Annotated in this window: 15 protein-coding genes; 9 read left to right on the top strand and 6 right to left on the bottom strand. The window is 58.8% G+C overall.

The window, feature by feature from the left end; genetic code table 11:
• The 3 genes from lsrD to lsrA are packed head-to-tail and all read right to left on the bottom strand — an operon-like array spanning window position 1 to window position 3,494.
• Window positions 1–978, bottom strand: a complete 978-nt coding sequence (gene lsrD / locus ACOTX4_RS00895; RefSeq protein WP_063937866.1) for an autoinducer 2 ABC transporter permease LsrD — start codon at window positions 976–978, stop codon at window positions 1–3.
• Complete coding sequence (gene lsrC / locus ACOTX4_RS00890; protein WP_023314884.1) at window positions 979–2,010, bottom strand: autoinducer 2 ABC transporter permease LsrC; 1,032 nt, start codon at window positions 2,008–2,010, stop codon at window positions 979–981.
• The gene (lsrA, locus tag ACOTX4_RS00885) at window positions 2,007–3,494 is read right to left on the bottom strand and encodes an autoinducer 2 ABC transporter ATP-binding protein LsrA (protein WP_045332917.1); all 1,488 of its coding nucleotides are present in this window, start codon (window positions 3,492–3,494) and stop codon (window positions 2,007–2,009) included. The genes lsrC and lsrA overlap by 4 nt, the downstream gene beginning before the upstream one ends.
• 215 nt (window positions 3,495–3,709) lie before the next feature.
• On the opposite strand from lsrA, the gene lsrR reads away from it, so the two are divergent.
• From lsrR to ACOTX4_RS00870, 3 genes are all read left to right on the top strand, one after another.
• Window positions 3,710–4,681, top strand: a complete 972-nt coding sequence (gene lsrR, locus ACOTX4_RS00880) for a transcriptional regulator LsrR (RefSeq protein WP_023295481.1) — start codon at window positions 3,710–3,712, stop codon at window positions 4,679–4,681.
• Window positions 4,682–4,713: 32 nt separating this feature from the next.
• Window positions 4,714–6,309 carry an autoinducer-2 kinase gene (gene lsrK, locus ACOTX4_RS00875; RefSeq protein WP_045332918.1) on the top strand — a complete coding sequence of 532 codons (1,596 nt, stop codon included), beginning with the start codon at window positions 4,714–4,716 and terminating at the stop codon, window positions 6,307–6,309.
• Between the two features lie 178 nt (window positions 6,310–6,487).
• On the top strand, window positions 6,488–8,509 hold the full coding sequence (locus tag ACOTX4_RS00870) for an NADPH-dependent 2,4-dienoyl-CoA reductase (protein WP_045332920.1): 2,022 nt from the start codon (window positions 6,488–6,490) through the stop codon (window positions 8,507–8,509).
• Here ACOTX4_RS00870 and rlmG read toward each other — a convergent pair.
• Window positions 8,506–9,642: a 23S rRNA (guanine(1835)-N(2))-methyltransferase RlmG gene (gene rlmG, locus ACOTX4_RS00865; RefSeq protein WP_045332921.1), complete on the bottom strand. Its 1,137-nt coding sequence runs from the start codon at window positions 9,640–9,642 to the stop codon at window positions 8,506–8,508. The genes ACOTX4_RS00870 and rlmG overlap by 4 nt on opposite strands.
• An 83-nt stretch (window positions 9,643–9,725) precedes the next feature.
• Between rlmG and ACOTX4_RS00860 the strand changes: the two genes are divergently transcribed.
• From ACOTX4_RS00860 to sstT, 4 genes are all read left to right on the top strand, one after another.
• A complete protein-coding gene (locus ACOTX4_RS00860; RefSeq protein ID WP_003862622.1) occupies window positions 9,726–10,229 on the top strand; it encodes a YgjP-like metallopeptidase domain-containing protein in 504 nt (167 codons plus the stop codon).
• Window positions 10,230–10,299: 70 nt separating this feature from the next.
• Window positions 10,300–11,298, top strand: a complete 999-nt coding sequence (locus ACOTX4_RS00855; RefSeq protein WP_003862623.1) for a Gfo/Idh/MocA family protein — start codon at window positions 10,300–10,302, stop codon at window positions 11,296–11,298.
• Between the two features lie 251 nt (window positions 11,299–11,549).
• Window positions 11,550–12,515: a TerC family protein gene (locus tag ACOTX4_RS00850; RefSeq protein ID WP_045332922.1), complete on the top strand. Its 966-nt coding sequence runs from the start codon at window positions 11,550–11,552 to the stop codon at window positions 12,513–12,515.
• A gap of 274 nt (window positions 12,516–12,789) precedes the next feature.
• Window positions 12,790–14,031: a serine/threonine transporter SstT gene (sstT, locus tag ACOTX4_RS00845; protein ID WP_003862628.1), complete on the top strand. Its 1,242-nt coding sequence runs from the start codon at window positions 12,790–12,792 to the stop codon at window positions 14,029–14,031.
• Window positions 14,032–14,169: 138 nt separating this feature from the next.
• On the opposite strand, the gene ACOTX4_RS00840 is transcribed toward sstT, so the two are convergent.
• On the bottom strand, window positions 14,170–15,657 hold the full coding sequence (locus tag ACOTX4_RS00840) for a UxaA family hydrolase (protein WP_045332923.1): 1,488 nt from the start codon (window positions 15,655–15,657) through the stop codon (window positions 14,170–14,172).
• A gap of 17 nt (window positions 15,658–15,674) precedes the next feature.
• Window positions 15,675–17,087 carry a glucuronate isomerase gene (gene uxaC, locus ACOTX4_RS00835; protein ID WP_003862632.1) on the bottom strand — a complete coding sequence of 471 codons (1,413 nt, stop codon included), beginning with the start codon at window positions 17,085–17,087 and terminating at the stop codon, window positions 15,675–15,677.
• Between the two features lie 475 nt (window positions 17,088–17,562).
• Here uxaC and ACOTX4_RS00830 point away from each other — a divergent pair, with 475 nt between their 5' ends.
• Together ACOTX4_RS00830 and exuR are read left to right on the top strand one after the other, a co-directional pair.
• Window positions 17,563–18,861, top strand: coding sequence for an MFS transporter (locus tag ACOTX4_RS00830; protein WP_003862634.1), 1,299 nt, complete (start codon window positions 17,563–17,565; stop codon window positions 18,859–18,861).
• 197 nt (window positions 18,862–19,058) lie between these two features.
• Window positions 19,059–19,835 (top strand): transcriptional regulator ExuR, encoded by a 777-nt coding sequence (gene exuR, locus ACOTX4_RS00825; protein ID WP_003862635.1) that lies wholly within the window; start codon window positions 19,059–19,061, stop codon window positions 19,833–19,835.
• Window positions 19,836–20,150 lie beyond the last annotated feature (315 nt).

The raw sequence follows: 20,150 nt of genomic DNA, 5'->3' as shown, positions 1-20,150 counted from the left end.
TTACGCTCCGGATAGTTTTCTGAAGAGAGATCGCACCCATTCGCGGTGCAGACTCAGCGAACGCCCCATCACCACCACAACCAGCAGCGCCCCCGACAGCGCGCTCGACACCTGGTTGGGGATGCCGACCATCTGTAAACCCTGTTGCAGATACCCCACCAGCAGCGCCGCCAGCGCCGTACCGACAACAGAACCTGACCCGCCGTAGATATTGGCTCCGCCGAGCACGGCGGCGGTGAGCGCGGGCATCAGCAAATCGCGCCCCAGATCCGAACGCGCAGAGCCGAAATAGGAGACCATCACCAGCGCGGCAATCGCCGAGGCCACGCCCACCAGGCCGTACAGCGCGTAGGGCATGCCGTTCACCGGCAGCGCCGCATAGCGCGCCGCGCGCGGGTTCTGCCCAATCAAAAACAGGTGCCGACCAAAGCGCCCACGGTGGGTAATCAGCCAGAAGAAGGCGGTATTCACCGCGAACAGCACCAGCGGGATCGGCAGCCCCAGCACCGTGAGGTTAGCGAAGGCGGTAAAGCTGTCCGGGAAGCCGCCGATGCCCTCGTAGCCCGTCGCCCCCGCCATGCCGGAGAGCAGCAGCGCGCCGCCGCCGTAGAGGTAGAGCGTGCCGAGGGTAATGACCAACGGGCTGATGCCGGTGTAGTGGATCAGCGCCGCATTCACCAGCCCGCACAGCAGACCCAGCAGCAGCGTCAGCGGAACGGCGACCGCCATCGGCCACCCGGCCTGCATCATCACCCCCAGCGCAATCGCGCACAGGCCGATGGTCGAGCCGAGGGAGATGTCGATCCCGCCGCTGATGATCACCAGCGTAAGCGGCAGCGCCACGATGCCAATACAGATGAAATCGCTGGTGCTGAACAGCAGCATGTTGATATCAAGCATGCGCGGGTTGATGGCGCCGAAGAGCAGGATCTCCAGCACCAGTAAAATCAGCAGCGCGCTTTCCCAGTTAAGCCTCATTTACGCCACCTCTTTTTTGCGTTTGGGAAACGGGGTAACGTGCTTTCCCCCTTTGTTACCGGGCTGGAAACGGCTGTATTTCAGCGCCCGCTGATGCCGCGCCAGTGCCTGACGCAGACGCCCGTCGAGCACCAGCACGCCCAGCAGCACCAGCCCGGCGATAAAGTCGTTCCACCACGCCGGGAGCCTGAACAGCACCAGCACGGTATCGATTTGGGTGAGGAAGAACGCGCCGAGGAACGCACCGACCAGCGTGCCGGTGCCGCCCAGCAGCGAGATGCCCCCCAGCACGCAGGCAGCGATGGCTTTCATCTCCAGCCCGCTGCCGGTCTGGTTGGGCACAAAGCCTATCTGCGCGGCAAACACAATCCCGGCGCAGGCCGCCAGCAGGCCGTTCAGGGTAAAGGCGATCATGCGGGTGCGGTTCACCGCCACGCCCAGCTGGCGCGCGGCGGTGAGGTTATCCCCCACGGCGTAAAAATCCCGCCCAAAGGCGGTGCGCGACAGCGTCCACGCGCCGGTGGCCGCGATAATCAACACCAGCATGCCGAGCGGCGAAATGCCGACGGCGGCAGGCTCAGAGAGGGATTTCAGCCCCGGCGGCAGCCCTTCTATCCACTTCCCGCCGGTCCAGAGCAGCATCGCCCCGCGATAAAGCCCCAGCGTGCCGAGGGTGGCGACAATCGCCGGAATGCGCAGGCCCACCACCAGAAAACCGTTGAACGCCCCGGCCAGCGCGCCGATCGACAGCGCGAAGAGAATGGAAACGGGCAGGCTGTAGCCGCTGTTAAGCGCCACGCCGACGGCAATGGCGGACAACCCGACCGTGGAGCCGACGGAGACGTCAATATTGCGGGTCAGCATCACCAGCGCCGCGCCGATAGCCAGCAGGATCAGGATCTGCGAGCTGGCGAAGATCATCCCCAGCGTCTGTAAGCTCAGGTACGACGGGTTCAGCGCCACCAGCACGGCGAACAGCGCCAGAATGGCGAGAAACGCGCTCAGCTCGCGGTTTTTCAGTAAGATCTTCATGATTGCCCTCCAAACGCCAGCGCCATCATCCGGTCGAGGCTGACGGCGTGGCGCGGCAGCTCGCCGCTGAGCACGCCCTGATGCATTACCAGCACCCGATCCGCGAGGCCGGGAAACTCATCGAGATCGCTTGAGATCACCAGCACCGCCACGTTCTGCGCCGCCACGCTTTTAATGAGCTGGTAGATATCGGCGCGCGCCGACACGTCCACGCCGCGCGTCGGTTCATCGACGATCAGCAGCAGCGGGTTGGCCTCCAGACAGCGCGCCAGCAGCACCTTCTGCTGATTACCACCGGAGAGCGTGCGCACGGTTTGATCCGCATGGTTGAGCTTGATCCCCAGCGCCCGGTGATAGCGTTCCACTACCGCAGACTCCCGCTTTCGCTGCTGCCAGAGCGACGGCTCGTTCAGCGCCACGGTGTTCCAGCGGATCGGCGCGTCGAGAAACAGGCCGGACACCTGCCTGTCTTCCGGCAGATAGACCAGCCCTTTTTGCAGGCGTGAACTGACCGGATCGGCGGTGATCTCCTGGTTCTCCAGCCAGACGCGCCCCCCGCGAACCGGACGCAGGCCGTAGAGCGTTTCGGCAAACTCGGTGCGCCCGGAGCCTACCAGCCCGGCCAGGCCGACGATCTCCCCGGCGTAAATCTCCAGGCTGAGATCGATAAAGCCCTCTCCGGTGAGATCTTCCACCCGCAGCACGGGAAAATCCTGCGCCTGGGTGCGGCGGTTGCCCGGCAGCGCCAGCCACAGCTTTTGCGTATCGCTCAGGGAGGTCTCCCGGCTTACCGGCGTCATGGCGGCGATCAGGGCGTTATCGTCAAACTGCGCGGTTTCGCCGCTAAGCACCACGGCGCCGTCGCGCATCACCGAGACGTGACTCGCCAGCTGCCGAATCTCCGGCAGCTTATGCGAGATAAAAACAATCCCGACGCCAAGATCCTGCAAGGCGCGGATCTGGCGAAACAGCCGTTCGGTTTCACCGGGCGTCAGCGAGGCCGTGGGTTCATCGAGGATCAGAATTCTGGCGTTGCGCATCAGCCCGCGCAGGATCTCCACCATCTGCTGGTCCGCCACTTCCAGGGTGCTGGCCGTTGCGTCGAGATTAAGCTGACATTGCAGCTGCTGGAGTTTCTCCGCCAGCCGCTTTTCCCGATCGCGCTCTCGCGGCAGGCGGAACAGGATGTTTTCCCGCACGGTCAGGTTGGGGAAAAGCAGAGGCTCCTGCGGTACCAGATAAATGCCTAACCGGTGCGCCTGCGCCGGGGTAAACCGTGCAAAAGACTCGCCCGCAACCGAAAGTTCACCGCTATCCGGCGTTTCCACCCCGGCGATGATCTTCATTAGCGTCGATTTTCCCGCGCCGTTACCGCCCATCAGCGCGTGCACCTGCCCCGCAAGCAGCGTGAAATCAATGCCTTTTAAGACCGGTACGCCTGAAAACTGCTTGCTGATATCACGCGCGTCGAGAAGTGGTGTCATCATCGCTCCGCTATTGAACAAATGATTTTTAGATTTAATAATGTTCAAAAGCGTAGACGGTGAACTATATTTACAACCGTGCAGGGATCACAATTTTATCGATTGAGATTTAGATAAACCGGAATCGATCGAAATAATCTGTTTTGTCGCGTGGCTCACATTTTCACGTCGCGCCATCACGAACATATGATCTAAATTTTTATAAGAGTTCAATTATGAGCGATAAACGCACTGCGGAAGAAGGACGGTTTGCCGGGCTGGCACTGGCGGAAGAGGAGCTGGTGGCGCGCGTGGCCTGGTGCTACTACCACGACGGGCTGACCCAGAACGACATCGGCGAACGGCTCGGGCTGCCGCGCCTGAAGATCTCCCGCCTGCTGGAGAAGGGCCGTCAGTCCGGGGTGATCCGCGTGCAGATCAACTCCCGCTACGAGGGCTGCCTGGCGCTGGAAACCGAGCTACAGCAGCGCTTTGGCCTGAAGCTGGTGCGCGTGATGCCTGCCCTGAATACCCCGCCGATGAACGTGCGGCTGGGCATTGGCGCGGCGCAGTCGCTGATGGGCGTGCTGGAGCCCGGCCAGCTGCTGGCGGTGGGGTTCGGTGAAACCACCATGAGCAGCCTGCAACACTTAAGCGGCTTTATCAGCTCGCAACAGATCCGCCTGGTGACGCTTTCCGGCGGCGTGGGGCCGTATATGACCGGTATCGGCCAGCTGGATGCGGCCTGTAGCGTCAGCATGATCCCCGCCCCGCTTCGCGTCTCATCTGCGGAAGTGGCCGGGATCTTAAAGCGCGAAACCAGCGTGCGGGACGTGATCCTCGCCGCGACCGCCGCTGACGTGGCGGTGGTCGGCATTGGTTCCGTGAACCAGCGCCGTGACGCCACCATCCTGCGCTCCGGCTATATCAGCGAAGGTGAACAGCTGATGTACGCCCGTAAAGGCGCGGTGGGCGATATCCTCGGCTATTTCCTCAATGCCGAAGGTGAATGCGTCGAGGAGCTGGAGATCCACAAAGAATTACTGGGCGTCACGCTCGATGAACTGGCGCAGCTGCCCACCATTGTCGGCGTGGCCGGAGGGGAAGAGAAAGCCGATGCGATTTATGCCGCACTGAAAGGTCGCCGTATTAATGGCCTGGTGACGGAAGAGACGACAGCCCGCGCGGTGCTGGCTCTGGCCGGATAAGAGCAGCCCTGCGCTAACAGCGAGGCAAGCTCATGAGTTACCTTTTAGCGTTAGATGCAGGGACAGGCAGCGTTCGCGCCGTGATTTTCGATTTACAGGGCAACCAGATTGCCGTTGGCCAGGCCGAGTGGAAGCACCTGAGCGTGGAGAACGTGCCGGGCTCGATGGAGTTCGACCTCGACACCAACTGGCGGCTGGCCTGTCAGTGTATTCAGCAGGCGCTGGAGCGCGCACGGCTTAGCGCGGCGGATATTCAGTCCGTCGCCTGCTGTTCGATGCGCGAAGGGATTGTGCTGTACGACCGCAACGGCGAGGCTATCTGGGCCTGCGCCAACGTCGACGCCCGCGCCAGCCGCGAGGTGGCTGAACTCAAAGAGATCCACGATTACCGTTTTGAATCCGAAGTGTATGAGGTCTCCGGCCAGACGCTGGCGCTGAGCGCCATGCCGCGCCTGCTGTGGCTGGCGCACCACCGTCCGGATATTTACCGCAAGGCCGCGACTATCACCATGATCAGCGACTGGCTGGCGGCGAAGCTCTCCGGCGAGCTGGCGGTCGACCCGTCCAATGCGGGCACCACCGGTATGCTGGATCTCTTCTCCCGCGACTGGCGTCCGGCGCTGCTCGACATGGCCGGGCTGCGCGCCGATATCCTTTCCCCGGTGAAAGAGACCGGCACCGTGCTGGGCGCGATTACCAGACAGGCCGCGCAGCAGTGCGGCCTGCGTGAAGGCACGCCGGTGGTGATGGGCGGCGGCGACGTGCAGCTGGGCTGTCTGGGGCTGGGCGTGGTCCGCGCCGGACAAACGGCGGTGCTGGGCGGCACCTTCTGGCAGCAGGTGGTTAACCTGCCGCAGGTGCGCACCGATCCTGAGATGAACATCCGCGTAAACCCGCACGTCATCCCCGGCATGGCACAGGCGGAGTCGATCAGCTTCTTTACCGGGCTGACCATGCGCTGGTTCCGTGACGCCTTCTGCGCCGAAGAGAAGCTGATTGCCGAGCGGATGGGGATGGACACCTATTCCCTGCTGGAAGAGATGGCGAGCCGCGTCCCGGCGGGCTCCCACGGCGTAATGCCAATCTTCTCCGACGCGATGCATTTTAAGCAGTGGTACCACGCCGCGCCGTCGTTTATTAACCTCTCCATCGACCCGGAAAAGTGCAACAAAGCGACGCTGTTCCGCGCCCTGGAGGAGAACGCGGCGATCGTCTCGGCCTGCAACCTGGCGCAGATTTCGCGCTTCTCCGGCGTGACGTTTGAGAGTCTGGTGTTTGCAGGCGGCGGGGCCAAAGGCGCCCTGTGGAGTCAGATTTTAAGCGACGTTACCGGCCTGCCGGTGCGCGTGCCGGAAGTTAAAGAGGCAACGGCGCTCGGCTGTGCCCTTGCCGCAGGAGCTGGCGCGGGGCTGTTTGCGGATATGGCTTCGACGGGCGAGCGGCTGGTGAAGTGGAGCCGCGAGTTCACGCCAAACCCGCAGCACCGGGAACTGTACGACGGCATGATGCAGAAATGGCAGGCGGTGTACGCCGACCAGCTCGGGCTGGTGGACAGCGGGCTGACCACGTCGATGTGGCAGGCACCGGGGCTGGTGCGGGCATCCCCCTCACCCCGGCCCTCTCCCTAAGGGAGAGGGAGATTAAGTCCCCTCTCCCTTAGGGAGAGGGTTAGGGTGAGGGCATCAGGCCACACCAATATTTGAATCCCATCACATTCACCGCATTCCCCTTTTCCCTTTTACTCCCCGCTGGCTAAATTAGTAACTCATCCGACCACATAACAATAATTTTACACTGGAAGAGACTATGAGCCGCTACCCGTCGTTATTCGCCCCTCTCGATCTGGGGTTCACCACCCTCAAAAACCGCGTGCTGATGGGCTCAATGCACACCGGGCTGGAGGAGCGTCCGGACGGGGCTGAACGTCTGGCAGCCTTCTATGCCGAACGCGCGCGCCACGGGGTGGCGCTGATTGTCACCGGCGGCGTAGCCCCTGCCCCTTCCGGGGTGACGATGGAGGGCGGCGCGGTGTTGAATGATGCGTCACAACTGTCGCACCACCGCATTGTGACCGACGCGGTCCACCGCGAGGGCGGCAAAATCGCCCTGCAAATTCTGCATACCGGGCGCTACAGCTATCAACCGAACCTGGTTGCCCCCTCGGCTATTCAGGCGCCGATTAACCGCTTTACTCCTCACGCCCTTAGCCACGACGAGATCCTGGCGCTGATCGACGATTTTGCCCGCTGCGCCGCGCTGGCAAGGGAAGCAGGCTACGACGGCGTGGAGGTGATGGGCTCTGAAGGCTATCTGATTAACGAATTTCTCGCCGCACGCACCAACCAGCGCGACGACGAATGGGGTGGCGACTATGCCCGCCGCATGCGTTTTGCCGTGGAGGTGGTGCGCGCGGTGCGTGAACGTGCGGGTGCGGATTTTATTATCATCTTCCGCCTGTCGATGCTCGACCTGGTGGAAGGCGGCGGCACCTTCGACGAAACCGTGCAGCTGGCGCAGGCAATTGAAGACGCCGGTGCCACCATTATCAACACCGGGATTGGCTGGCACGAAGCGCGCATCCCCACCATCGCCACGCCGGTGCCGCGTGCGGCGTTCAGCTGGGTAACGCGCAAGCTGAAAGGCAAAGTCTCCGTTCCGCTGGTGACCACTAACCGCATTAACGACCCGCAGGTGGCGGACGATGTGATCTCCCGCGGCGACGCCGATATGGTCTCGATGGCGCGTCCGTTCCTCGCGGATGCCGAACTGCTCTCCAAAGCGCAAAGCGGCCGTGCGGATGAGATCAACACCTGCATCGGCTGTAACCAGGCCTGTCTGGATCAAATCTTCGCTGGCAAAGTCACCTCCTGCCTCGTTAACCCCCGCGCCTGCCATGAAACCAAAATGCCGGTGGTTACGACGGTCAATAAAAAACGCCTGGCCGTGGTGGGCGCTGGCCCCGCTGGGCTGGCGTTTGCGGTCAATGCCGCCTCGCGCGGGCACAGCGTGACGCTGTTTGATGCGCTGGCGGAGATCGGCGGGCAATTTACTATCGCCAGACAGATCCCCGGCAAAGAGGAGTTCTACGAAACGCTGCGCTATTACCGCCGGATGATCGAGGTGACGGGTGTCGATCTGCGGCTTAACCAGTTTGTCAGCGCGGCGGATCTGATCGGTTTCGACGAGGTGATCCTCGCGAGTGGGATCGCCCCGCGCACCCCTGCGATCGAGGGTATCGATCATCCGAAGGTATTGAGCTATCTGGACGTGCTACGCGACAAAGCACCGGTTGGCGAGAAGGTGGCGATTATCGGCTGCGGCGGGATCGGTTTTGATACCGCGATGTATTTAAGCCAGCCGGGCGAGGCCACCAGCCAGAACATCGCCGAGTTTTGCGTAGAATGGGGCATTGATACCAGCCTGAGCCAGTCCGGCGGATTACGGCCGGAAGGGCCGCAGCTGCCAAAAAGCCCGCGCCAGATCGTGATGCTCCAGCGTAAGGCCAGCAAGCCGGGTGAAGGGCTGGGCAAAACTACTGGCTGGATCCACCGCGCCACCCTCCTCTCGCGCGGGGTGAAGATGATCCCGGCGGTGAGCTACCAGAAGATCGACGACGACGGGCTGCATGTGCTGATCGGTGGTGAACCGCAGCTGCTGCGCGTGGATCATGTGATTTTGTGCGCCGGACAGGAGCCAAAGCGCGATCTGGCCGATCCGCTGCGCGAAGCGGGTAAAACGGTGCATTTGATCGGCGGGTGCGACGTGGCGATGGAGCTGGATGCGCGGCGGGCGATTGCGCAGGGCACCCAGCTTGCACTGGTTATTTAGCGACGACGCCCCAGCTTCACCGCTTTCAGCACCACGAATTTGTTATTGGTGGCAATGGTGACGCAGTTGCCGAAAATCTTCTTCAGCTTGTGGAAGTAGTCCAGGTGGCGGTTCGCCACGATATACAGCTCGCCGTTGATTTTCAGGCAGCGGCGCGCGTGGTGGAACATCTCCCACGCGACGTTATCCGTCAGGGCGTGCTTCTGGTGGAACGGCGGGTTACAGAATACCGCGTTGAAGCGGAAAGGCTCTACGCCCGACAGCGCGTTATTGATCATAAACTCGCAGCGATCCAGCGCTTCAGGCAGGTTAGTTTCCACGTTCAGACGGCTGGAGGCCACCGCCATTGGCGATTCGTCGCTGAACACCACGCTGGCCTCCGGGTTCTTCGCCAGCAGCGTCAGGCCAATCACGCCATTGCCGCAGCCCAGGTCGACAATCTCACCCTCAAGATTTTCCGGCAGATGTTCCATAAAGAAACGCGCCCCGATATCCAGACCGGTACGGGAAAAGACGTTCGCGTGGTTGTGGATGGTCCAGTCGGTACCTTCCAGTTTCCAGCTCAGCGTTTCTGGCGCGTCGGCCAGCGCCGGTGCGCTGAAGGTGCAGTTGATCAGGCGCGCTTTTTTCCAGGCAAGCGTCGTGGTGGTCGGGCCGAGGACCTTCTCGAACAGCTCCAGCGTCGAGGTGTGAATATCGCGCGCTTTGGCACCCGCGATAATGCGGGTTTCTGGCGTGACGACTTTACGCAGCGCGCGCAGCTGCTGCTCCAGCAGCGCCATGGTTTTTGGCACCTTAATCAGCACCACGCCCGGCGCCTGCGGGTAGTCCGCGGTGCTGTCGAGGAACTTCACGCTGGACTCTTCGATGTCGTTATGGCGCAGGTTTTCACGCGTCGCCAGTTCGCTTAAGTAAGAATCGCCGATACTGTAAGGCGCATGTTCCGCCAGCGCGCAGGCCAGCGCGCCAAACGCGTCATTCAGGATCAGAACCGGGCCGCTGATTTCAGTCTCATCCAACTGTTGCAGCAGATATTCATCCGCCGCTTCCCACGCCTGAAGCGGGTTCACGTCGTCCGTTTCCGGGAAACGTTTAAGGTTGAGTGAACGGAAACCGTTGTCTAAGTGGCTCATCGGCCCTCCTGAATGGTAAAATTTGGCGTATCCCTGAAAAGGGTGCGTGAGTATACCCGTTTTCACACTATTTTGGGGTTTTGATGAACCAGCTGACTTATCTCCAGGGCTATCCGGAGCATTTACTTTCCCAGGTTCGTGACCTGATTGCCGCGGGAAAGCTCGGTGCGGTGCTGGAAAAACGCTACCCGGGCACGCATGATTTCGCGACTGACAAAGCCCTCTGGCAGTATACGCAGGATCTGAAAAACCAGTATCTTAAGAGCGCCCCGCCGATCAACAAGGTGATGTACGACAATAAGATCCATGTGCTGAAAAACGCGCTCGGCCTGCATACCGCCATCTCCCGCGTGCAGGGCGGCAAGCTGAAGGCTAAAGCGGAGATCCGCGTCGCGACCGTCTTTCGCAATGCGCCGGAAGCCTTTCTGCGGATGATCGTGGTGCACGAGCTGGCGCACCTGAAAGAGAAAGAGCACGACAAAGCCTTCTATTCCCTGTGCTGCCACATGGAGCCACAGTACCACCAGCTGGAGTTTGATACCCGTTTGTGGCTGACGCATTTATCGTTAAAGAGTAATGCGCAGTAGCGCACGCGAAATGTCATGATGACGTGCTACAGTGGTTTTAAGTTCCCTGCTACGGAGTACGTAAACGTTTATGATACGTTTCGCAGTCATCGGTACGAACTGGATCACGCGCCAGTTCGTCGACGCCGCCCACGAAACCGGCAAATATAAGCTCACCGCAGTCTATTCCCGCAGCCTTGAGCAGGCGCAGAGTTTTGCGAATGACTACCTGGTTGAACATCTGTTCACCTCGCTCGATGAGATGGCGCAAAGCGACGCCATTGACGCGGTCTATATTGCCAGCCCGAATTCTCTGCATTTCCCGCAAACGAAGCTGTTCCTCAGCCACAAAAAACACGTGATTTGCGAGAAGCCGCTGGCCTCGAATATTGAGGAAGTGGAAGCCGCCATTGCGCTTGCCCGGGAAAACCAGGTGGTGCTGTTTGAAGCGTTCAAAACCGCCAGCCTGCCGAACTTCCTGCTGTTGCAGCAGTCCCTGCCGAAAATTGGCAAAGTGCGTAAAGCCTTTATCAACTACTGCCAGTATTCCTCGCGCTACCAGCGCTACCTGGACGGCGAAAACCCGAACACCTTTAACCCGGCCTTCTCGAATGGCTCGATTATGGATATCGGTTTTTACTGCCTGGCCTCTGCGGTCGCCCTGTGGGGTGAACCGCACGGCGTAACGGCCACCGCCAGCCTGCTGGAGAGCGGCGTGGATGCACATGGCGTTGTGGTGCTGGACTACGGTGATTTCAGCGTGACGTTGCAGCACTCGAAGGTCAGTGACTCCGTACTGCCAAGCGAAATTCAGGGCGAAGACGGCTCGCTGGTGATCGAAAAAATCTCCGAATGCCAGAAGCTAAGCATCGTTCCCCGCGGCGGCAAAGCGCAGGAGCTGACGCAGCCTCAGCATATTAACACTATGCTCTATGAGGCAGAGGTCTTCGCCCGTCTGGTAGAAGACAACGAAGTGAACCACCCGGGGCTGGCAATCAGCCGCACCACGGCGAAGCTGCAAACGGAGATCCGCCGACAGACTGGCGTGATTTTCCCCGCAGACGGCGTGAATGTGGAAGCCGTCGCGTAAAGCTGTGTAATGAAATCGTGCAGACCATTGACGAAACCGATGGTCTGACATAATTTGTTACCTGCAAAGGGGAGTAACTTCTTCGCCGGTGGATCGTCATTACGATGCGTGCAAAACCGCATCCGGTCGCCGGGCAACCTTCGAGGTTGTAAGTGAGACCTTGCCGGAAGGCGAGGTCTATGCATAAAAAGCTAACGGCTATCGTCTTCTGACCATAGCCGTTTTTGTTTTTTATGTGTAAGGAAAATAGTATGCATTCTGTCGGCACTCCAGTGCTGTGGGGCGGATTCGCGGTTGTCGTGCTCATCATGCTGGCGATCGACCTCTTTTTGCAGGGTCGTCGCGGCGAACACGGCATGAGCGTCAAGCAAGCCGCCGTCTGGTCGCTGGTATGGGTTACCCTCTCACTTCTTTTCTGCGCCGCCTTCTGGTGGTATCTGGCCTCAACCGAAGGCCGCGCGGTGGCCGATCCTCAGGCACTCGCCTTCCTCACCGGCTATCTGATTGAAAAAGCACTGGCGGTTGATAACGTCTTCGTCTGGCTGATGCTGTTCAGTTACTTCGCCGTGCCTGCGGCTCTGCAACGCCGCGTGCTGGTGTACGGCGTTCTGGGCGCTATTGTCCTGCGTACCATCATGATCTTCGCCGGTAGCTGGCTGATTACCCAGTTCGAATGGCTGTTGTATGTATTTGGTGCGTTCCTGCTGTTCACCGGGGTCAAAATGGCGCTGGCGAAAGAAGACGATACCGGTATCGGTGATAAGCCGTTGGTGAAGTGGTTCCGGGGTCATCTGCGCATGACGGACAAGATCGAGAGCGAGCATTTCTTCGTGCGTAAGAACGGCCTGCTGTTCGCCACCCCGCTGCTGCTGGTGCTGATTCTGGTCGAGCTGAGCGACGTGATTTTCGCGGTGGACAGTATCCCGGCTATCTTCGCAGTTACCACCGACCCGTTCATCGTTCTGACCTCGAATCTGTTCGCCATCCTCGGCCTGCGTGCGATGTACTTCCTGCTGGCAGGCGCGGCAGAGCGCTTCTCAATGCTGAAGTACGGCCTGTCGGTGATTCTGGTGTTTATCGGTATCAAGATGCTGATCGTCGATTTCTACCATATCCCGATCGCCATTTCGCTCGGCGTGGTGTTTGGCATTCTGCTGGTGACGCTGATTATCAATACCTGGGTTAACCGCCAGCACGATAAGAAGCAGCAGGTTTAGTGCAACGTTCGGTGCGGGCTGATGCCCTCACCCCACCCCTCTCCCACAGGGAGAGGGGGAAATGCAATGCAGGCCGGGTAAGCGTAGCGCTACCCGGCGCTTTCGTTAACCAATAGTTAAAAAACATGACGCAACACGTAAAATCCAGCATTTTACGCTTCCCTCCTTTCACGTATTCCCTATACTCGACCAGGCAAACATTTACTTACATCCGGAAATAAATGTGACTTAGAGCACATCCAGGATGGAACGCAATTTCACTCAGGAATAACGTATGAGCACACAATCACGCGGTCTGTTCGCGCGCCTGGCGCAGGGCAGTCTTGTAAAACAAATTCTGGTCGGGTTGGTACTGGGTATTCTGCTGGCCATGGTGTCGAAACCTGCCGCGGAGGCCACGGGACTGCTCGGGACGCTGTTTGTGGGCGCCCTGAAGGCCGTCGCCCCGGTACTGGTGCTGATGCTGGTGATGGCGTCGATTGCCAACCACCAGCACGGACAAAAAACCAACATTCGCCCTATTCTGTTCCTGTATCTGCTGGGAACCTTCTCTGCTGCCTTAACGGCCGTTGTGTTTAGCTTCCTGTTCCCGTCTACGCTGCACCTGACCAGCGCGGCCGGTGATATCACCCCGCCGTCCGGGATTGTGGAAGTCCTTCGCGGCCTGCTGATGAGCATGGTCTCTAACCCCATCACCGCACTGATGAGCGGAAACTACATTGGCATCCTGGTCTGGGCGATTGGTCTGGGCTTCGCGCTGCGTCATGGCAACGAGACCACGAAAAACCTGGTCAACGATTTGTCCAATGCCGTGACTTTCATGGTGAAGCTGGTGATTCGCTTTGCACCAGTCGGTATCTTTGGTCTGGTTTCTTCGACGCTGGCCACTACCGGTTTCGACGCACTGTGGGGCTACGCGCAGCTGCTGGTCGTCCTGGTCGGCTGTATGCTGCTGGTGGCGCTGGTGATCAACCCGCTGCTGGTGTTCTGGCAGATCCGCCGCAACCCGTATCCGCTGGTGCTGACTTGCCTGCGCGAGAGCGGCGTGTATGCCTTCTTTACCCGCAGCTCGGCGGCGAACATTCCGGTCAACATGGCGCTGGCGGAGAAGCTGAACCTGGATCGCGATACCTATTCCGTGTCGATCCCGCTGGGTGCGACCGTGAACATGGCGGGTGCGGCGATCACCATCACCGTGCTGACCCTGGCGGCAGTGCATACGCTGGGTATTCCGGTGGATCTGCCAACCGCGCTGCTGCTGAGCGTCGTTGCATCACTGTGTGCCTGTGGCGCATCCGGCGTGGCGGGCGGATCGCTGCTGCTGATCCCGCTGGCCTGTAACATGTTCGGTATCCCGAACGAGATTGCCATGCAGGTTGTCGCGGTCGGCTTCATTATCGGCGTATTGCAGGATTCCTGCGAAACTGCGCTGAACTCCTCTACCGACGTGCTGTTTACCGCCGCAGCCTGTCAGGCGGAAGACGCGCGGTTAGCGAAGAACGCCCTGCGCAGTTAAAAAGAAAAGCCCGGTGGCGGCTACGCCTTACCGGGCCTACAAGGTAAATGCAAAACGGCAACATGTGTTGCCGTTTTTAGTGTTGCACCCTCTCCCTGTGGGAGAGGGCCGGGGTGAGGGCACCAGCCCGCACCCGACTTAAAGCGTCACACCACTCTTAAAGATCGCCAGCTCGCGGAAGTCGTTCTTCTCGTTACAGGTCTGCCTGCCGTTAGCAAACTCCACGATAGTATCCACGAACTCCGTCAGCAGCTGTGGCATCGCTTTGCCGTGGATCAGCTGGCCTGCGTCGAAATCGATCCAGTGCTTTTTCTTCGCCGCCAGTTCGCTGTTGGTGGCGATTTTGACCGTCGGCACAAAACCGCCGTACGGCGTACCGCGACCGGTGCTGAACAACACCATGTGACAACCCGCCCCCGCCAGCGCGCTGGTGGCGACCGCATCGTTACCCGGTGCGCTCAGCAGGTTCAGGCCGTGGGTTTTCAGGCGTTCGCCGTAGCGCAGAACGTCCACCACCTGGCTGGCCCCCGCTTTCTGGGTGCAGCCGAGGGATTTCTCCTCCAGCGTGGTGATTCCGCCCGCCTTGTTCCCCGGCGACGGGTTCTCGTAAATCGGCTGATTGTGGGCAATGAAGTACTGTTTGAAGTCGTTCACCATGGTGACGGTCTTCTCAAACGTCTCTTCGTCGCGACAGTGGCTCATCAGAATGCGCTCTGCGCCGAACATCTCCGGCACTTCGGTCAGCACCGTGGTGCCGCCGTTGGCAATCACATAATCCGAGAAGCGGCCCAGCATCGGGTTAGCGGTAATGCCAGAAAGCCCGTCAGACCCGCCGCACTCCAGGCCAAACTTCAGTTCGCTCAGCTTGCCCGGCTCGCGCTTGTCGTGACGCATCACCTCGTACAGCTGGTGCAGTTGTTCAACGCCCGCTTCCACTTCGTCGTCCTGGTGCTGACACACCATAAAGTGCACGCGCTCAGGATCGAACTCGCCCAGCGTATCGCGGAAGGCGTCAACCTGATTATTTTCACAGCCGAGGCCAATCACCAGCACCGCCCCCGCGTTCGGGTGGCGCACCATATTTTGCAGCATGGTGCGGGTATTGATGTGGTCGTCGCCCAGCTGGGAACAACCGTAGGTGTGGCTGAACAGATGCACGCCGTCGGTGCCTTCAGCATTGTTAGTCTCTTTCAGGAAACGCGTCTGAATTTGACGCGCGATCCCGTTCACGCAGCCGACGGTCGGGAGGATCCACAGTTCATTGCGGATCCCCACCTCGCCGCTGGCGCGGCGGTAGATCTGCACCTCACGATCGGCCGCCTGTCCTTCTTCTGCCTGGAAGTCAGGTTGATAGCTGTACTCGTCCAGATCGCTGAGATTGGTGCGGGTATTGTGGGAATGAATGTATTCACCCGGCGCAATATCCGCCAGCGCATGACCGATGGGCAAACCGTACTTCACCACGTTCTCCCCTTTCGCGATGGGGATCAGGGCAAACTTATGTCCACGTCCAATGGCCTGGCGTAACGTCACCGACTGGTTGTCGAAGGTCACTTCCGTCCCTTCGGCTAAATCGGCCAGCGCGACGGCAACGTTATCCAGCGAATGGATTTTGATGTATTGCATATCAACCTCAAACGGCCTTAGTTCAGTTCAATGGCGAAGTAGTCACGCGCATTGTTAAAGCAGATGTTTCTCACCATTTCGCCCAGCAGCTGGATATCCGCTGGCGCTTCGCCCGCGTGCACCCAGCGGCCAATCATCTGGCACAGAATGCGGCGGAAATATTCATGGCGGGTATAGGAGAGGAAACTGCGGCTGTCGGTCAGCATGCCAACGAAGCGGCTCAACAGGCCGAGCTGCGCCAGCTGCGTCATCTGACGCTCCATGCCGTCTTTCTGATCGTTAAACCACCAGCCGGAACCGAACTGCATCTTGCCCGGCATCCCTTCGCCCTGGAAGTTGCCGATCATGGTGCCCAGCACTTCGTTATCGCGTGGGTTCAGGCAGTAAAGGATGGTTTTTGGCAGCAGGTTTTGCTCGTTCTGTTTGCTCAGCAGTTTTGACAGCTCTTCCGCCATCGGACGGTCGTTGATGGAGTCAAAGCCCACGTCCGCGCCCAGCAGTTTGAACTGACGCTGGTTGTTATTACGCAGCGCGCCGATGTGATACTGCTGAACCCAGCCGCGGCGGGCATATTCCGCACCGAGGAACACCAGTACCGCCGTTTTGAACTGCGCCACTTCGTGCTCACTCAGGGCTTCGCCGGAGAGACGACGCGCCAGAATGCTGTCCAGCTCAGCTTCGCTGGATTCCGCGAACAGCACTACGTCCAGCGCGTGGTCAGACACTTTACAGCCGTGTGCGGCAAAGTGATCCAGACGTTTGGTCAGCGCGGTTTGCAGATCGCCAAAGCGACGGATATCGGTGTCAGACACTTCCGCCAGCTTCGCCATGTAGTCGTTAAAGGTCGGCAGCTCGATGTTGAAGGCTTTATCCGGGCGCCAGCTTGGCAGCACTTTGATGTCAAACGTGCTGTCCTTCGCGACAACCGCGTGGTGCTCCAGAGTGTCGACCGGATCGTCGGTGGTGCCCACCATCTTCACGTTCATCTGCTTCATGATGCCGCGCGCCGAGAAGCTATCCTGCGCCAGCAGGTCGTTGCACTGATCCCAGATTTCATCCGCCGTGGCGGGAGAGAGCAGCTTGCCGGTGATACCAAACGGACGACGCAGTTCGAGGTGCGTCCAGTGGTATAACGGGTTACCGATGGTGTGGGGAACAGTAGCGGCCCAGGCGTCAAACTTCTCGCGATCGGTCGCGTCGCCGGTACACAGGCGCTCGGCCACGCCGTTGGTGCGCATTGCGCGCCACTTATAGTGGTCACCCTTCAGCCAGATATCATACAGGTTTTTGAAACGGTAATTTTCGGCAACCTGCTGCGGCGGTAAATGGCAGTGGTAGTCGAAAATCGGCTGGTCTTTTGCGTAGTCGTGGTACAGGCGGCGAGCAAATTCGGTATCTAACAGAAAATCGTCGGTCATAAACGGTGTCATTATCGTCTTCCTCATTACGGGAGCGTCAGAAAGCTTATGTTCAGATGCTGCAAAGTTATCACACCAATTTCCAGAGTCCGACGTTTTTTTCGTGAGTTAGATCAATAAACGTCGACAAATAAATTACCCTCAAAGGGGTAAACCCTCTCCCAGTCCGCGCCAGTTCTGGCTTTGCGCGTGCCGCATAATGTCCCTACAAAGATTCACACTTTTGTGATGTCACTCACCTTTTAAAGTTGTATGACAAGTTATCTTTTCGCCGTCGCAAACTATAAGCCGACGGAATGCATTACCGGTGTTTGATACATCGGATTTAACGGTACGGAAGCCGACTTAGCACGATTACTAATGGCAAGGTTCGGGCCGTTCCGGGACAGGTTCCCGGTTACGCCCCTCCCGTTACAGAACAGCTCCCGGCAACGGTTGAGTTGTTGCCGTGTCCCGACACGGAAATAACATAACGATGAGGTTTTACATGCGTAAAATTAAAGGGTTACGTTGGTACATGATCGCACTGGTGACGCTCGGCACCGTGCTGGGCTACCTGACACGTAACACCGTGGCAGCAGCGGCGCCAACGTTGATGGAAGAGTTACATATCTCCACGCAGCAATACTCTTACATCATTGCGGCTTACTCTGCCGCTTACACCGTAATGCAGCCTGTTGCAGGTTATGTTCTTGATATTCTGGGTACAAAAATTGGTTATGCCTTCTTCGCTGTAGCCTGGGCCGTCTTCTGTGGGGCGACCGCGCTGGCCGGCAGCTGGGGCGGACTGGCGCTGGCGCGTGGTGCGGTAGGTGCTGCCGAAGCGGCGATGATCCCCGCGGGTCTGAAAGCCAGCTCTGAATGGTTCCCGGCAAAAGAGCGTTCTATCGCTGTCGGTTACTTCAACGTGGGCTCCTCCATCGGGGCGATGATTGCTCCGCCACTGGTGGTGTGGGCGATTGTGATGCACAGCTGGCAGATGGCGTTCATCATCTCCGGTGTGCTGAGCTTTGCCTGGGCCATGGCGTGGCTGATTTTCTATAAACACCCGCGCGACCAGAAAAAGCTGTCTGACGAAGAACGTGACTACATTATTAATGGTCAGGAATCCCAGCATCAGACCGACAACGGCAAAAAGATGTCCGTCTGGCAGATCCTGGGCACCCGTCAGTTCTGGGGTATCGCCCTGCCACGCTTCCTGGCAGAACCGGCCTGGGGTACGTTTAACGCCTGGATCCCACTGTTCATGTTTAAAGTTTACGGCTTTAACCTGAAAGAGATCGCGATGTTCGCCTGGATGCCAATGCTGTTTGCAGACCTGGGCTGTATCGTCGGCGGCTACCTGCCACCGCTGTTCCAGCGCTGGTTTGGCGTGAACCTGATTGTGTCCCGTAAGATGGTGGTCACCATGGGCGCCCTGCTGATGATCGGCCCGGGTATGATCGGCCTGTTCACCAGCCCTTACGTGGCTATCGCCCTGCTGTGTATCGGGGGCTTTGCTCACCAGTCTCTGTCCGGTGCGCTGATTACGCTCTCGTCCGACGTGTTTGGTCGTAACGAAGTCGCCACCGCCAACGGCCTGACCGGGATGGCCGCCTGGACCGCAAGTACCCTGTTTGCACTGGTGGTCGGCGCGTTGGCGGATACGATTGGTTTCAGCCCACTGTTCGCGGTACTGGCTGTCTTCGACCTGTTGGGTGCGGTGGTTATCTGGACGGTGCTGAAAAGCAAATCCGCAGATGAACTTGCGAAAGAGTCCCTCGGGGGACCGGCGACGCAGAGTTAGCGTTGTTGTGCCGGGTGGCGGCTCCGCCTTACCCGGCCTACAAAATCCAATAAAATAGTAGGTCGGGTAAGCGTAGCGCCACCCGGCAAGAACGACGCAAAAGCCGCCTCCGGGCGGCTTTTTTGATGGCGAAATCTGGAGACTGGCACGCAAAAGTGGTATAACAAATCATTCGCCGTACCCTGCCTGGAGCGCATATGGAAATCACCGAATCACGTCGTTTATATCAACAACTTGCCGCCGAGCTGAAAGATCGCATCGAGCAAGGGGTCTATCTTGTCGGTGATAAACTTCCCGCTGAGCGTTTCATTGCGGATGAAAAAAGCGTCAGCCGCACGGTGGTCCGCGAAGCCATCATCATGCTGGAAGTGGAAGGGTATGTTGAGGTACGCAAAGGTTCCGGCATTCATGTGATTTCCAGCCAGGCGAAACACTCCCCCACCCCGGACGAAAGTCTGGAATTTGCCAGCTACGGTCCGTTTGAGCTTCTCCAGGCTCGCCAGCTGATTGAAAGCAACATTGCGGAATTTGCTGCGACGCAGGTGACCAAGCAGGACATCATGAAGCTGATGGAAATCCAGGATCACGCGCGTAAAGAAAAATGTTTCCGCGATTCTGAATGGGACCTGCAATTCCACGTCCAGGTCGCCCTTGCGACTCAGAACACGGCGCTGGCGGCAATCGTTGAAAAAATGTGGACTCAGCGCGTTCACAACCCGTACTGGAAGAAATTGCACGATCACATTGATTCCCGCACGGTAGATAACTGGTGTGACGATCACGACCAGATTCTTAAAGCCCTGATTCGTAAAGATCCGCATGCGGCGAAACTGGCAATGTGGCAGCATCTGGAGAACACCAAACAGATGCTGTTTAATGAAACAAGTGATGACTTTGAATTTAACGCTGACCGCTATCTTTTTGCCGATAATCCGGTCGTTCACCTCGATACCGCGACCAATCTCGCAAAATAACGCCCCGAACTGCTGGCAGGCGCACCGCCGCGCCTTCCGGCCAGACAGGGTAAGAAAACCTATATAGTGTCAGCCTTTGTAAAATTTCTCGCTCCCCTCCGTGGCTTACGCCAAAATCGTGTTTCCCCTCAAATTCTGTGACGCAGAACGTCGGGCTTTGTTACAATTGGATTCACTTCGTTATTTTGTAAGTTAGTGCTTGCTAACCAGCCAATTAACAGGGAACAGTGTTGGCCACACATCAATGTGTCCGCGAGCGACCATAATGAAATCATAACAATGTCGCCGTGCTGTATTTCCCGAATTACAGGCGTG

Origin of the sequence: Enterobacter cloacae complex sp. IR5459 (assembly GCF_049238005.1) — a bacterium.
GTDB lineage: Bacteria > Pseudomonadota > Gammaproteobacteria > Enterobacterales > Enterobacteriaceae > Enterobacter > Enterobacter hormaechei_C.
The sequence above is the reverse complement of the archived record's forward strand: the minus strand, read 5'-3'. Positions and strand labels throughout refer to the sequence as shown.